Source organism: Pseudomonas sp. P42 (assembly GCF_017973755.1).
Taxonomy (GTDB): Bacteria; Pseudomonadota; Gammaproteobacteria; order Pseudomonadales; family Pseudomonadaceae; genus Aquipseudomonas; species Aquipseudomonas iridis.
The window spans coordinates 291839-305141 of record NZ_JACOPU010000001.1 but is presented as its reverse complement, the minus strand read 5'-3'; the positions used below and the strand labels follow the sequence as shown (position 1 = coordinate 305141).

The window sequence follows — 13303 nt, the reverse complement described above, 5'->3', positions numbered from 1 at the left end:
GAATGATTGGAAACAAATGTCCGATGGCCAAAAAACCCGCCTGCGTTAGGCTTGGGTCGATGCGCCAAACAGGCTGTCGCACGAACACATCGCATGGAGCGAACTGAATGTATTTCGAGATTTACAGACAATCCAGAGGCACCCCAAGCACCGGCAAAGGCCAATGGCGCTGGAGGTTACGCGCAGGCAATCACGAGACTATCGCCAGTGGCGAGTCGTATGTGAACAAGGCGGATTGTTTACACGTGATCGCGTTGATCAAGGGTGTACAGGGGGAGACGCCGATCAAGGAGATCTGAACAAGCCAGTCGATTCAGCAGGGTGGCTGAAGGTGCCGAGCTGAATGGTTGCGCAAAAAAAGACCCGCCAGGTTTTATCCTGCGGGTCTCAATTCGCGGTGGATCATTGCTCACTTCAGGTAGAGGTCAAGAATCGATAAAAGCCTGCCTTGAACCTTCTATAAAAGGTCTACCCCCCATTTGACTAAGGTTGAGCCTCTTGAGAAGTCTTACTGTCCAGGAAGCGCTTTACGAGATTATCGTACTCCGCATCGGTGATATTCCTCACCCGTTGATAGGCACGTATTTCAACATTATCGCCCATCGGGAATACCGTGGGGGTTCGGTCCACAGCTGAGCCTATTCCGGTCCCGTTGATCATGTCTTGCTGAATGATCTCCAGCGTGAATTGCTGGCCAGGTCGCAGGTGCGATAGGAAAGGCACCCCTACCAAAAAGATCTCACAATCCCTGACAGGTGGCTTGGGTGGCCCGTCAACCGTATCTACCTGGCCCAACGATACTAAACGTTGATCATAAGCATGCTTGGAAGCACCGGGCATTATTTGCCAAAGCTCTGTGAAAATGCCCTGATTGATTGCCCCATCTGATGCGATCACACAGAATTTTTTCTGCACATTGTCTGGCGAAACAAGCCAGTGGGACAGCGCTATATAGCCATCCTTATACACTTGCTGCTGGGGCAACCAGTCATTAAAACTTGCAAAGAACGAATTATGGTACTTATCGCTCACGCCCCGAGTTGCCAGCCCTCCACCCAACACTAATATCAGGGTCAGACCAACCGACGCCATGAATCCAAAACGACGCGCCAGAATCATGGAAAGCCCCGCCAGGAACACACCGAACATCGGCATGAGCAACAGGAAATGATGTCGCGACGGGCTTTGAACATAGTAAAAAAGCAGCCACGCCATACATGTCGAGAAGGTCAGCAAAAAGAGCAATCGTTTTGCTTTGCCCACGAAGTACAAAAGCACTCCACCCACAATGCATAACAATGGAACGGCGAAGCCAAACAGGACTTTGAACACCTCGATATCACGGCTTAATGGAAACCGATAGGACGCATACAAATTTGAATAGTCGTGCTGTCCAAAATCCCGCGACCACGCGAATAATATCCAACTCAGAAATGGCAGAACTGCAAAAGCTATCAGGATCGCTGACGAGACCGCCCGAAAAATAATATCGCGCGCGAATTTCGCACGAACAATGTCTACCAGGACAATGATCAGAACAGCAACGGCCATTCCAACGACTGCAAATATATACCAGCGTCGGAATATAAACATCAAACTAAACAAGGTGCCCAGAGTGATACTGGAACGGACTATTGTTGATGATATCTGCCACGGCTTCTCCCGCGGCCCTTCCTCCTGAATAGCTTTAACCAAGGTAAAAGCACTTAGCAAGGCACCAGCATACAGGGCGACACCGCCAATATCCGGCATCAGTAGAAGTGTTGTGCCAAAGTAATTGGACAAACCAAAGAAAACAGGAAAGCTCGCGAGAATCCACCAGTTCTTATCGGCTGCTTTATAAGCGAGGGAGCCGCCATTGACTAGACACTTGGCGATATAAGCGAGCATGATATAGGCGGGAACCGCATACAGCATGGTTATCGAAAGCGTATAGTTGACTCGCGTCGGACTGCCTGTGATCAAGCTCAGGAGAGCAGGGCCGACTGCAGGAAGATTGGAATACTCACCAGCGTAAGCAGTCAAAAACGTGCTTATCGCTTGCATAACCAAACCGGCTTTTAGCAGTTCGTACAGAACCTCGGTTTTCTCCCAGTAGTTCCGGGAATCCCAATAATAAACGGAAACGGATCTACTTTCACACCAATATGCCACCAGCACCAGACACGCAAAGAACAGCAGAAAATTAAAACAGGTGAAAAATGATATTTTTTTTCCGCGAGATTTGAACCCATCGAAAAACTTGCCAAAATTCATTACGAGGGACAAAGCTACAACGAAGAAACCTATGCAGACGAGAATGACGACTCCAAGAAACTCAAAGTAATCATACCCACTGGAGATTTTGAACACGACAACAGTCGAATCGAAGTATGGTGTACTTCCAGGAGGTCCCGTGCCCACAGTAACCTGAACAGACGCAATCCCCGCGTCCATACTTACTGATTTTTCAACCCATTTGTTGTTCAAGAAATCCTTTTGAGGGATCGTCAGGGTATTCGAAAAGCCGAGGTTACCATTCTTATCAAACGCCTTGAGATCGACCGAGATACCATCGCTCTGGGTTGGTTTGCCATCGGATTGATACAGGGCATACGAAGGCTTGGTGAACAAGAGCTTGATCTCTTTGGGCTGGGACAAGAAAGTCGCCGCCAAAGCATTTCGAACTACAGCATCACTGTACGCGGGGTGCAAATTATAGCCATTAGCCAGACGCCCCCACGCGTCTACGACCTCCGGCTTTACATTCTCGATCTGCTTGCCATCCGAATAGCTGACGTTGGCAGATTCTATGCTTTGAGATTTGGGCTCGAAGGCACTCAGTAAAAACAGTCCGAACAGGAGAGTGGCGCCAGACAGCCAATATTTGGCTTTGCCCAATTGCCGTAGGGCCTGGGACGCATACCATCCGGCAAAGGCGAATACAAAAACTACGACGCAGACAAAAAGCGCTCGCGCAGTAAAGGGAAGAGCACCCATTGAGCGATAAAAAACCAGGGCCACTCCACCTAAAACACACACCCCGAATAATAAGTACAAAAAAGATAACTTCTTGTTAAACATTCCTACTCCGTCACTGTGAATCGTTATAAAAGTCTGTTAACCCTGCACCTCCGACGAGCAAACTTACTACTCACCATCCTTCTTCGCCTGGAGACCTGGAGAAAATACGTATAAACGAGTCAGACAATACATGGAACCTGTATAGCATACCGCTGCGGCAATTTGGGCCAACACAGCGTGAACACCGAACCTGTCCAGCAGAAGATGGAGCACTAGAAAATTCAACAGAAATGCAATAAAAAATGCAATCAGGTAACGCATACTTTCGGCAACGAAACTACCATTGCTACGGAATACGATTTTTTTGGACAAAATGAAGCCACACACAAAACCTACAGCATAACCCACTATATTAGCGATAAAGGGTGAAAAACCCGCCCACATCATCGCGAACATGATTGAAAAACCGACCAGCGTATTAAACGCACCACTTCCAGCATAGCGTTTTAAATAAACTGATTCAGCGCGCCATTTAGACATACAAATAAACCCCCATTACAACACACCTATATCAAGCCCACCAACTGTCGCCCTCTACGCAAGCCGATCCCTTCTATTGCAAACACGCACAGTCAGATCTAAAAAAGATCTGACATGAACAGTGATTGCAATCCGAATCTACGACCTCTGAGAGCGTTCAGTTTCGCTTACAACCACCCTTGTTTTTTTATCCCAAGTGGTACCACCGATAATAAACTGCTGCCTGCCATTCAGCTTCAGGTAAGTTCGACCGAGGTACTCACCCACCATGCCAATACATAAAGTTTGAATACCACCAATAAACAGCACCACCGCAATCAGTGAAGCCCATCCTGGGGGGAACTCTGGATGCAACAACTTCGCTACCACTACAAAAACCACCATCACCATACTGAGCGCGGCCAAAGCAAAACCCATGTAGGTGGCGAATCTCAAAGGAAGTATCGAGAAGCTTGTCGCCATCTTGAGCCACAAGGACAGCAACCTGCGAAAATTATAGTTGCTTTCACCTTCGTGTCGGGCCTGGTGTTCAATATCAATGGCTGTAATAGATTGGGTTGCGTCAAGGATCAAACCGTCTATATAGGTATACGGACCATCGTATTTTGTTATTTCGTCAACTATCTCACGACGCATCGCCTTGAAGGAAGAAAGATACAATCCGCGCGGCTTACCCAACAGCAGTGTGGCGACGAAATCGTTGAAGCGACTACCCGCTTGCTTCCACCACGCATGCTTTCTGTTCATATACCGCGTGTAACAAACATCATATCCATCATCAACCGCACGCATCACCTGACTCAGGGCGCTTGGTGGGTGCTGAAGATCATCATCCATGATTGCAACTATGCGGCCACGAACGTTATTAAGTCCCGCCATAATCGCATTGTGCTGCCCAGTGTTTCGACGAAGATTAATTCCTCGTATAAATTCGTGGGTTTCAGCCAGAGACTGTATGACATGCCAGCTGTTATCGGGACTTGCATCGTTGACAAGGATAAGCTCAAACTTGTTTGAAAGACCTTCTCTGTCCATGGACTCCTGGATCTGCTGTACCAGCACCGGCAAAATACTAGCGCTTCGATAAACCGGTACAACGATTGACAGATCTAGAGTTGCATCACTTAAACTCATAGGGTTCAGCATTCCAATTTTGCCAGAAATCATTAATCAATTTACCGCGTAAATACGCAGAAACCATTCATATTTTTAGTACATTAATTTAACAACCACATAACAATTTACTTATCCAACAGCGTAATCTCGATATTGGTTCTACACATAACTCGAGATAAGCTATTTAAATATTTCTGCACAATTCTACTCACAAAAGGTGCTTGTTAGGAAGCGATTCCCTGATCGACGCATCCGTTTGGACCCGACAAAGGCATGATTCCAACCTTCAAACCTGTTGCGCTTCGCGACTGCTCACTCATCTCAAATGCACGGCATCGTTCCACGATGTAGCGGCTCGACGACGAGGCATGCAGCACTCACCCCCCCGGGCGCGACGCTGAGGGCGTGCCACAGCGGGAATCTGCAGCCTTGGGCACCACACGTGCTCAACCGACATTTTAAGCGAGCAAAAAAAACCCCGTAGCTTTTCAGCTACGGGGCTTTTTCTATGTATGGCGGAGAGATAGGGATTCGAACCCTAGGTACCGGTGAAGGTACAACGGATTTCGAATCCGTCCCATTCGGCCACTCTGGCATCTCTCCAACGGCGCGCATCATAACAACACTTTTACCGAAAGCAAACCCTCTTTCGAAAAAATCTGCGTGCTATCAGATGCTTGCGTCGATTAAAGCGGTACGCCCAGACGATTGGCGACTTCTTCGTAGGCTTCGATAACGCCACCGAGGCCCTGACGGAAGCGGTCTTTGTCCATCTTCTTCTTGGTGTCCTTGTCCCACAGACGGCAGCCGTCCGGGCTGAACTCGTCGCCCAGAACGATGGAGCCGTCGCTGAATACGCCGAATTCAAGCTTGAAGTCGACCAGCAGCAGGCCGGCGTCGTCGAACAGTTTGCTCAGGACTTCGTTGACCTTGAGCGAAAGTTCTTTCATGCGGACCAGTTGCTCGGCGGTGCCCCAGCCGAATGCCACAACGTGGGATTCGTTGATGAACGGGTCGCCCTTGGCGTCGTCCTTCAGGAACAGTTCGAAGGTGTACGGATTGAGCTTGATGCCCTCTTCCACACCCAAGCGCTTGACCAGGCTGCCTGCGGCGTAGTTACGCACGACGCACTCGACCGGGATCATGTCCAGCTTCTTCACCAGGCACTCGTTGTCGCCCAGCAGTTTGTCGAATTGGGTCGGAATGCCGGCCGCTTCGAGCTTCTGCATGATGAAGGCGTTGAACTTGTTGTTCACCATGCCTTTGCGGTCGAGCTGTTCGATGCGCTTGCCGTCGAACGCCGAAGTGTCGTTGCGAAACAGCAGGATCAAGCGGTCAGCGTCGTCGGTCTTGTAAACCGATTTGGCTTTGCCGCGGTAGAGTTCTTCACGTTTTTCCATGATGGGCTCCGCTTGCTAAGTAGGTGGGCTAGGCGATGTGGCGCCAGTCGAGCCCTGAATCTTGATCGGCCAGTTGCAGCCAGTCCGGGTCGCACCCAAGGGTGTCGACAAAACATTGTCGGGCCAGCTGCGGCAAGTTGTTCTTGCTGCTCAGATGAGCCAGGACCAGATGTTGCAGCCCCTGCCAGCCCAGCTCGGACACCAGGAATGCCGCCTGATGGTTGTTCAAATGTCCCAGCTCGCCGCCCACCCGCTGCTTGAGAAAGTACGGATAGTGACCACGGGCCAGCATGTCACGGCAATGGTTGGATTCGATCATCAACGCATCGAGATCCCGATAACCCTCCAGCACCCGCTCGCAGTAGGAACCCAGGTCGGTCAGCAGGCCGAAACGCCGCTGCTCGATGTCACTGAATACATACTGGGTCGGTTCCTGCGCATCGTGGGCCACGGCAATGACCCCGATGTTCAGTGCACCGATCTGCAGTTGCTCGCCGCCGGCCAGAAAGCCTGCGGGCTCAATCGGTTTGCGCATCCCGCGCAGTGTGCCGCGACTGAGGTAGACCGGCAGATTGTAGCGCCGAGACAGTAAACCCACGCCATGCACGTGGTCGGCATGTTCGTGGGTTACGAGTATCGCGCTCAGTTGCGCCGGGTTTACACCCAGGCGCAACAGGCGCTTTTCGGTTTCCCGCAGGGAAAAACCACAATCCACCAGTACATACGTATCAGCACTGGCGATCAGCGTGCCGTTCCCTTGGCTACCGCTGCCGAGAACGGCAAAACGCATGTGATCAGCCCAGGTTGTCCTGAATTACGCTCAACACTTTGCGCGCCACGTCAGCCGGCGCAACGGTGTTGATGTTTTTCTCGACGGTCACCTGAATGTTCTCGCCAACCTTGCTCAGGCGAACCTGATAACGCTCGGCACGGGCTTCAACTTCTTCCTTGCTCGGCGCGCTACCGAACAGGCCGCTGAAGAAACCAGGCTTGTCGTCTTTCTTCTCGGCTTTTTCGGCCAGGTTGATGTAGTACAGGCCCAGACTGCGGTTGATGTCTTCAACGCGCCATTCACCTTGTTCCAGTGCACGGCCAACGCTCGACCAGGCACGATCAAGGTCGGTACCGACGTTCAACACCGGGTTACCGCTGCCGTCTTCGTTGAGACTGACGCGGCTCGGGGTATCGAAATCACGCGACGCCAACATCGACACCGAACCGCCCTTCTCAGAGATACGGCTCATGCTCGCGAGCATGTCGTCGACCAGAGCGGCGTCCAGACCCGTGTTGACCGAACGGTTGGTGAAGGCCACATCGGCGCTGCTGCCGGCAGGACGCTCGGCGCTGACGACGTAGATTTCACTGGTGTTGCGCTGCACGCCTGGCTCGATCCGCACACGAACGCGGGTTTCGCTGTCGGTGTTGACGCCGGCTGCGCTCAGGCGCTTGGCCATTGCTGCCGACAGCTCGTCGGAATGCTGCCAGGTGGTGGTGAATTCGCCGGTTTGCGGACGCTGTTCATCCAGACGGAAACCGTTGTCCTGGAAGAACTGCACAGCCACTGGCCAGACTTCGGCAGGTGGATGCTGGGCCACGACCCAACGGGTATCGCCACTCTTCTGCAGCGAGTAGTCGCTGGCATCGACAACGGCTGACAACGGCTGAGGACGTGGAACCACGTACTCGCCCTTGGCGGTGTCGTCAGCGACGTTGCGCGGGATCGGCAGTAGCGGATCCAGACGCTTGGAAGTGCTGACGTCCGCAGGCAGTTGCATCGGTGCAGTCTGTTGCGCTTGCAGGTAATCGCTACCACGGTCGCGGAAATAACCTTCCGGCCCCCAGACCCATCCGCAGCCGCTGGTGCTGGAGATAATCAAGGCAAGTGCGGAAAGTCCGGCCATTCGCTTCATGCGTTGTACTTCCTCAATTAAACCAGGACGCTGCACTGGCGCAGGGCCGAGCGAAGCGTTTCATGACAAGGAGTGCTCAGCCAGGTGAGTGGCAGGCGGATGCCTTCGTGCATCAGGCCCATTTCAACCAAAGCCCACTTCACCGGAATCGGGTTGGCTTCGATGAACAGGTCTTTGTGCAGCGGCATCAGTTTTTCGTTGATGGCCCGTGCGGTCTCGGCGTCGCCCTTGAGCGCGGCCTCGCACAGATCAGCCATTTCGCGCGGAGCGACGTTGGCAGTAACCGAGATATTGCCCTTGCCGCCCAGCAGGATCAGCTCGACGGCGGTCGGATCATCGCCGGACAGCACGATGAAATCCTTGCTCACGCCATCGATGATCGCTTTTGCACGAACCAGGTCGCCGGTGGCTTCCTTGATGCCGATGATGTTCGGCACTGTGGAGAGGCGAATCACGGTCTCGGCCTGCATGTCGCAAGACGTGCGGCCAGGAACGTTGTAGAGAATCTGTGGGATGTCGACCGATTCAGCGATGTGTTTGAAATGCTGATACAAGCCTTCCTGAGTCGGCTTGTTGTAGTACGGAACGACCAGCAGGCAGGCATCGGCGCCGGCTTCCTTGGCGTTGCGGGTCAGCTCGACGGCTTCGCGAGTCGAGTTGGCGCCGGTGCCGGCGATGACCGGAATACGGCCTGCAACCTGTTTGACCACGGCTTTGATGACGGCGATGTGTTCTTCTACATCAAGGGTTGCCGACTCGCCGGTAGTACCGACCGCGACAATGGCATGGGTGCCGTTCTTGAGGTGGAAGTCCACGAGTTTGCTGAGGCTGTCCCAGTCAAGACGCCCTTGTGCATCCATGGGAGTGACCAGTGCCACCATACTGCCCGCAATCATGAAACCGCTCCTGCCGGAAAAAGAGAGCGGTAATGGTACTGGCGCCAAGATGCTTGCACAAGCAAAGTACTGCGCTGCCGCCATTCCCCTTGGCGTCGCTTTTCGCTACCCTTCAGGCTTTGATCGGTACTGATCAGCTTGTACGCCGGGTTTCAGCCTCCCTTTTCGGCCTCCCAGGCCCCGTTCCAGCGTCGCATCGACGCGCTCCCGTTGAGTGGAGCGAGCCGCGAGCGCTTGCCGGGGCTTTCTGAACGGACAGCCTTAATGGGCACACGGGCACTCTGCGGCGATCAACGCCCGTAAACCTACCGACCGCTCATCGCTTTAGGAATGCTGCATGTCCACCCCCACAGTTCGCGAACAATTCCTTGTCATCAGTGCCCTCGGCGCCAACCCCATGGAGCTGACTAACGTCCTGTGCCGCGCCAGCCATGAAAATCGCTGCGCCGTGGTTACTTCCCGCCTGACCCGCCATGGCGAGTGCAGCGCGCTGATTCTCGAAATCTCTGGCAGCTGGGACGCCCTCGCACGCCTGGAAGGCAGCCTGTCAGGTCTCGCCAAGAAGCACGCGTTCACCGTCAACGTGGTGCGCAGCGCACCATTGGAGAACCGTCCGCAGGCGCTGCCATACGTGGCTTACGTCAGCTCCGCGTATCGTCCGGACATCATCAATGAGCTGTGCCAGTTCTTCATGGATCACAATGTCGAACTGGAAAACCTGACGTGCGACACGTATCAGGCACCACAGACCGGTGGCACCATGCTCAACGCCACATTCACCGTGACCCTGCCGGCCGGCACCCAGATCAGTTGGCTGCGTGATCAGTTCCTGGATTTCTCAGACGCCATGAACCTCGATGCCCTGATCGAACCCTGGCGCCCACAAAACCCAATGTAAGGAAACTTTCATGGCCGTTGTCATCGACCAACCGGTTGCGGATTTCGAAGCACCTGCCACCAGCGGGCAAACCGTCAGCCTGTCTGCCCTGAAGGGCAAGCAAGTGGTGATCTACTTCTATCCGAAGGACAGCACCCCGGGCTGCACCACCGAGGGTCAGGGCTTTCGTGATCAGTACGCGGCGTTCAAGGCCGCCAACACGGAAATCTTCGGTATCTCCCGCGACAGCCTGAAGTCTCACGAAAACTTCAAGGGCAAGCAGGAGTTTCCGTTCGAGCTGATCAGCGACAAGGACGAGGCTGTCTGCCAGTTGTTCGACGTGATCAAGCTCAAGAAGCTTTACGGCAAGGAATACCTGGGTGTTGATCGCAGCACGTTCCTGATTGATAAGGACGGCGTGCTGCGCCAGGAATGGCGTGGCGTGAAGGTGCCGGGCCATGTCGATGCGGTTTTGGCTGCTGCTCAAGCGCTGAATAAAGCCTGAGGATCAAGAGATCGCAGCCTGCGGCAACTCCTTCATGTTCGATGTTCGATCGCATATTGTGCGGTGACACCGAAAACTGTGGAGCTGCCGCAGGCTGCGATCTTTTGTTTTAAAGCAACGGCGCCACCACGGGTTCCTTACGCGGCCAGGCATCGAGCACTGCCTTGAACAGCGTCGCCAGAGGAATCGCAAAGAACACACCCCAAAACCCCCACAACCCGCCGAACAGCAGCACCGCGCAAATAATTGCCACCGGGTGCAGGTTGACCGCTTCGGAAAACAGCAACGGCACCAGTACGTTGCCATCCAGTGTCTGGATGATTCCGTAGACCGCCATCAGATAAATGAATTGATCGCTCCAGCCCCACTGGAACAGCGCAATCAGCAGCACTGGCACGGTCACCACTACCGCGCCGACATACGGCACCACCACCGATAAACCGACCAGCAACGCCAGCAGCGCGGCATAGTTGAGCCCGAGTGCGACGAAAGCGATGTAAGTCACACCGCCGCAAATCACGATCTCGATGCCTTTGCCACGAATGTAATTGGCGATCTGCCGGTTCATTTCCTGCGCCACTCGCGTGATCAGCGCCCGCTCACGCGGTAGATAGCCGCGCACCCACTCGCCGATCATTGCCCGATCCTTGAGGAAAAAGAACACCAGGATCGGCACCAGCACCAGATAGATCATGATGTTCACCAGCAGCGGCAGACTCGACAGCGAAAACGTCAACGCCCACTGGCCGAACTTGCCGATCTCGCCGCGCGCCGCCTCGATCGCCTGCAACACTTGCTCATCGGAGACCAGATGCGGATAGCGCTCCGGCAGCAACAACAGCAAAGATTGCCACTTGGCGAGCATGCCCGGCAGCTCATTGAACAGCGTAATCAACTGGTGCCAGAGCAGCGGCAGCACCACGACAATGAACAGCATCAGCGCTCCCATGAACAGCGCAAACACCAACCCCACCGCGACAGCGCCTGGTACGCGCAGACGCTCCAGCGTCACCACCAGGCCCTGCATCAGGTATGCCAGCACCATCCCGGCCAGTACCGGCGCCAGCATGCCGCCGAGGGTGAGCACCGCGGTAAACGCCAGCACCAGCAGCACGGCGAGCACCACGGCTTCTTCATCGGAGAAGTAGCGCTGAATCCAGTCGCGTAACACTTTGAACATCAATAATCCTTAGGTTTTGGCGCTGTCGGTTTCAGGCTTTTTTCAACCAGTAACGGTAGACGCCCGCTTCGTCTTCTTCGCGCAGCAGCGTATGACCGGCCAACCTGGCAAAGGTGCGGAAGTCGCGCTGGGAGCCCGCATCGGTAGCGATCACCTTGAGCACCGCGCCGCTTGCAAGCTTGTTGAGTTCCATTTTTGCCTTGAGCAACGGTAATGGACAATTCAGGCCGCTGGCGTCCAGCTCTGCGTCATGGGCTAAAGCGTCAGTCATTGCGTCACTCCGGATCAGGTCAGTCGAGCAGCCTAGAATATCTGGTCGCAAGCCCGGTGTCCGGCTACAGTAAGGTCTTTGTCTTCTAAGGCTTTGTGCATGACTTTTCTGCGCCCTACCCTGCTGACGCTCGCTTGCCTGCTCGCCTCACCAGGCTTTGCCGACGATCTGCCGTCACTCGGCGACGCCAGTTCTGCCATTGTCTCGCCACAACAGGAATACCAGCTCGGTCGCGCCTGGCTGGCCATGTTGCGTAGCCAGGTTTCACAGCTCAATGATCCGCAACTCAAAGACTATGTCGAATCCAGCGTTTACAAGCTGGTGGAGACCAGCCAGGTCAGCGACCGACGCCTGGAGTTCATCCTGATCAACAGCCCTCAGCTCAACGCCTTCGCGGCGCCGGGCGGCGTGGTCGGGGTCAACGGTGGTTTGTTCCTCAACGCACAGACCGAGGGCGAATACGCTTCGGTGCTGGCTCACGAATTGGCTCACTTGTCGCAGCGCCACTTTGCGCGCGGCGTCGAAGCTTCCCAGCGCATGCAAGTGCCGATGATGGCGGCGCTGCTGGCCGGCATCGTGATTGCAGCGGCCGGTGGCGGTGACGCCGGGATCGCGACCATTGCCGGTACTCAGGCAGCGGCGCTTCAGGAGCAACGGCGTTTCTCCCGCCAGAACGAGCAAGAGGCCGACCGTATCGGCATCCTCAATCTGGAAAAAGCTGGATACGACCCACGCTCGATGCCAACCATGTTCGAGCGCTTGATGCGTCAATACCGCTTCGACGCCAAACCACCGGAATTCCTGCTGACTCACCCGGTGACAGAATCACGGATTGCCGACACCCGCAACCGCGCCGAACAGGCCAGGCCCGGTGGCATCGAAGATACCAAGCGTTATCAGCTGATCCGCGCCCGCGTGCAGTTGATCTACGAAGAAACACCAGGACTGGGCGCCAAGCGTTTCCGTGCGCAACTGGACGAGAACCCTCAAAACGACGTTGCCCGCTATGGTCTGGCCATCGCGCAGATCAAGGGCGGTCAGTTGAACGAGGCTCGGGAGAACCTCAAACAGTTACTGGCCAAAGCGCCGAACGAGATCATCTACAACCTCGCTCAGGTCGATCTGGACATCACCAACAATCGCCTGCCCGATGCCCAGTCGCGGGTTGATCGAATGCTCACGCAATACCCCGGTAACTATCCACTGAATCAGGTTCGAGTCGATCTTCTGCTCAAGCAGAACCGCGCGGCGGATGCCGAAAAAGCGCTGGAGGGATTGCTCAAGACTCGCCCGGATGATCCGGATGTCTGGTATCAGGTTGCCGAAACCCGTGGCTTGTCTGGCAACATCATTGGCCTGCACCAGGCGCGTGCCGAATACTTTGCCTTGGTCGGCGATTACCGTCAGGCGATCCAGCAACTGGATTTCGCCAAGCGCAAGGCTGGCGGCAACTTCCCGCTGTCCTCGCGGATCGATGCCCGCCAGCGCGAGCTGATGGAGCAGGAGCGCATGGTCAAGGACATGATGGGCTGACGCTTCTTCGCGATTGAAATGCTTCAGGCATAAAAAAACCGCCTCTTTCGAGGCGGTTTTTATTTACCGCTC

The 13303-nt window shown here is 54.6% G+C and carries 13 protein-coding genes and 1 tRNA gene; 4 read left to right on the top strand and 10 right to left on the bottom strand.

Annotation, left to right across the window (positions count from 1 at the left end):
- Positions 1-107: 107 nt before the first annotated feature.
- The gene (locus H8B20_RS01520) at positions 108-299 is read left to right on the top strand and encodes a YegP family protein (protein ID WP_150597308.1); all 192 of its coding nucleotides are present in this window, start codon (positions 108-110) and stop codon (positions 297-299) included.
- A gap of 184 nt (positions 300-483) precedes the next feature.
- Here the strand turns inward: H8B20_RS01520 and H8B20_RS01515 are convergent, their stop codons facing one another.
- The 8 genes from H8B20_RS01515 to dapA form a co-directional block, all read right to left on the bottom strand.
- Positions 484-3063, bottom strand: a complete 2580-nt coding sequence (locus H8B20_RS01515; protein ID WP_210622167.1) for a hypothetical protein — start codon at positions 3061-3063, stop codon at positions 484-486.
- 66 nt (positions 3064-3129) lie between these two features.
- Positions 3130-3543 (bottom strand): GtrA family protein, encoded by a 414-nt coding sequence (locus H8B20_RS01510; RefSeq protein WP_210622166.1) that lies wholly within the window; start codon positions 3541-3543, stop codon positions 3130-3132.
- A 138-nt stretch (positions 3544-3681) separates the two neighbouring features.
- Positions 3682-4677, bottom strand: coding sequence for a glycosyltransferase family 2 protein (locus H8B20_RS01505; protein WP_150594574.1), 996 nt, complete (start codon positions 4675-4677; stop codon positions 3682-3684).
- Between the two features lie 495 nt (positions 4678-5172).
- Positions 5173-5262, bottom strand: a tRNA-Ser gene (locus H8B20_RS01500).
- 83 nt (positions 5263-5345) lie between these two features.
- Positions 5346-6059, bottom strand: coding sequence for a phosphoribosylaminoimidazolesuccinocarboxamide synthase (gene purC, locus H8B20_RS01495; protein WP_210622165.1), 714 nt, complete (start codon positions 6057-6059; stop codon positions 5346-5348).
- Between the two features lie 28 nt (positions 6060-6087).
- Positions 6088-6849: an MBL fold metallo-hydrolase gene (locus tag H8B20_RS01490; RefSeq protein WP_042558077.1), complete on the bottom strand. Its 762-nt coding sequence runs from the start codon at positions 6847-6849 to the stop codon at positions 6088-6090.
- A 4-nt stretch (positions 6850-6853) separates the two neighbouring features.
- Complete coding sequence (bamC, locus tag H8B20_RS01485) at positions 6854-7969, bottom strand: outer membrane protein assembly factor BamC (RefSeq protein ID WP_210622164.1); 1116 nt, start codon at positions 7967-7969, stop codon at positions 6854-6856.
- Between the two features lie 17 nt (positions 7970-7986).
- Entirely contained in the window at positions 7987-8865 is an 879-nt protein-coding gene (dapA, locus tag H8B20_RS01480; RefSeq protein ID WP_042558075.1) for a 4-hydroxy-tetrahydrodipicolinate synthase, read from the bottom strand.
- 337 nt (positions 8866-9202) lie between these two features.
- On the opposite strand from dapA, the gene H8B20_RS01475 reads away from it, so the two are divergent.
- Together H8B20_RS01475 and H8B20_RS01470 are read left to right on the top strand one after the other, a co-directional pair.
- Complete coding sequence (locus H8B20_RS01475) at positions 9203-9763, top strand: glycine cleavage system transcriptional repressor (protein WP_047300076.1); 561 nt, start codon at positions 9203-9205, stop codon at positions 9761-9763.
- A 10-nt stretch (positions 9764-9773) separates the two neighbouring features.
- Entirely contained in the window at positions 9774-10247 is a 474-nt protein-coding gene (locus H8B20_RS01470; protein WP_047300075.1) for a peroxiredoxin, read from the top strand.
- A gap of 109 nt (positions 10248-10356) precedes the next feature.
- Here H8B20_RS01470 and H8B20_RS01465 read toward each other — a convergent pair whose 3' ends face one another.
- Together H8B20_RS01465 and H8B20_RS01460 are read right to left on the bottom strand one after the other, a co-directional pair.
- On the bottom strand, positions 10357-11427 hold the full coding sequence (locus H8B20_RS01465; RefSeq protein WP_042558072.1) for an AI-2E family transporter: 1071 nt from the start codon (positions 11425-11427) through the stop codon (positions 10357-10359).
- 31 nt (positions 11428-11458) lie between these two features.
- Positions 11459-11698, bottom strand: coding sequence for a sulfurtransferase TusA family protein (locus H8B20_RS01460; protein ID WP_042558071.1), 240 nt, complete (start codon positions 11696-11698; stop codon positions 11459-11461).
- 99 nt (positions 11699-11797) lie between these two features.
- Between H8B20_RS01460 and H8B20_RS01455 the strand changes: the two genes are divergently transcribed.
- Entirely contained in the window at positions 11798-13231 is a 1434-nt protein-coding gene (locus tag H8B20_RS01455; protein WP_210622163.1) for a M48 family metalloprotease, read from the top strand.
- Positions 13232-13303: the final 72 nt, after the last annotated feature.

Bases quoted from the DNA above. Each gene is read 5' to 3' on its own strand.
- H8B20_RS01510 (WP_210622166.1), bottom strand. From the start codon at position 3,543: ATGTCTAAATGGCGCGCTGAATCAGTTTATTTAAAACGCTATGCTGGA.
- H8B20_RS01460 (WP_042558071.1), bottom strand. From the start codon at position 11,698: ATGACTGACGCTTTAGCCCATGACGCAGAGCTGGACGCCAGCGGCCTG.
- H8B20_RS01515 (WP_210622167.1), bottom strand. From the start codon at position 3,063: ATGTTTAACAAGAAGTTATCTTTTTTGTACTTATTATTCGGGGTGTGT.
- purC (WP_210622165.1), bottom strand. From the start codon at position 6,059: ATGGAAAAACGTGAAGAACTCTACCGCGGCAAAGCCAAATCGGTTTAC.
- H8B20_RS01475 (WP_047300076.1), top strand. From the start codon at position 9,203: ATGTCCACCCCCACAGTTCGCGAACAATTCCTTGTCATCAGTGCCCTC.
- H8B20_RS01490 (WP_042558077.1), bottom strand. From the start codon at position 6,849: ATGCGTTTTGCCGTTCTCGGCAGCGGTAGCCAAGGGAACGGCACGCTG.
- bamC (WP_210622164.1), bottom strand. From the start codon at position 7,969: ATGAAGCGAATGGCCGGACTTTCCGCACTTGCCTTGATTATCTCCAGC.
- H8B20_RS01505 (WP_150594574.1), bottom strand. From the start codon at position 4,677: ATGAGTTTAAGTGATGCAACTCTAGATCTGTCAATCGTTGTACCGGTT.
- H8B20_RS01455 (WP_210622163.1), top strand. From the start codon at position 11,798: ATGACTTTTCTGCGCCCTACCCTGCTGACGCTCGCTTGCCTGCTCGCC.
- H8B20_RS01470 (WP_047300075.1), top strand. From the start codon at position 9,774: ATGGCCGTTGTCATCGACCAACCGGTTGCGGATTTCGAAGCACCTGCC.
- H8B20_RS01520 (WP_150597308.1), top strand. From the start codon at position 108: ATGTATTTCGAGATTTACAGACAATCCAGAGGCACCCCAAGCACCGGC.
- H8B20_RS01465 (WP_042558072.1), bottom strand. From the start codon at position 11,427: ATGTTCAAAGTGTTACGCGACTGGATTCAGCGCTACTTCTCCGATGAA.
- dapA (WP_042558075.1), bottom strand. From the start codon at position 8,865: ATGATTGCGGGCAGTATGGTGGCACTGGTCACTCCCATGGATGCACAA.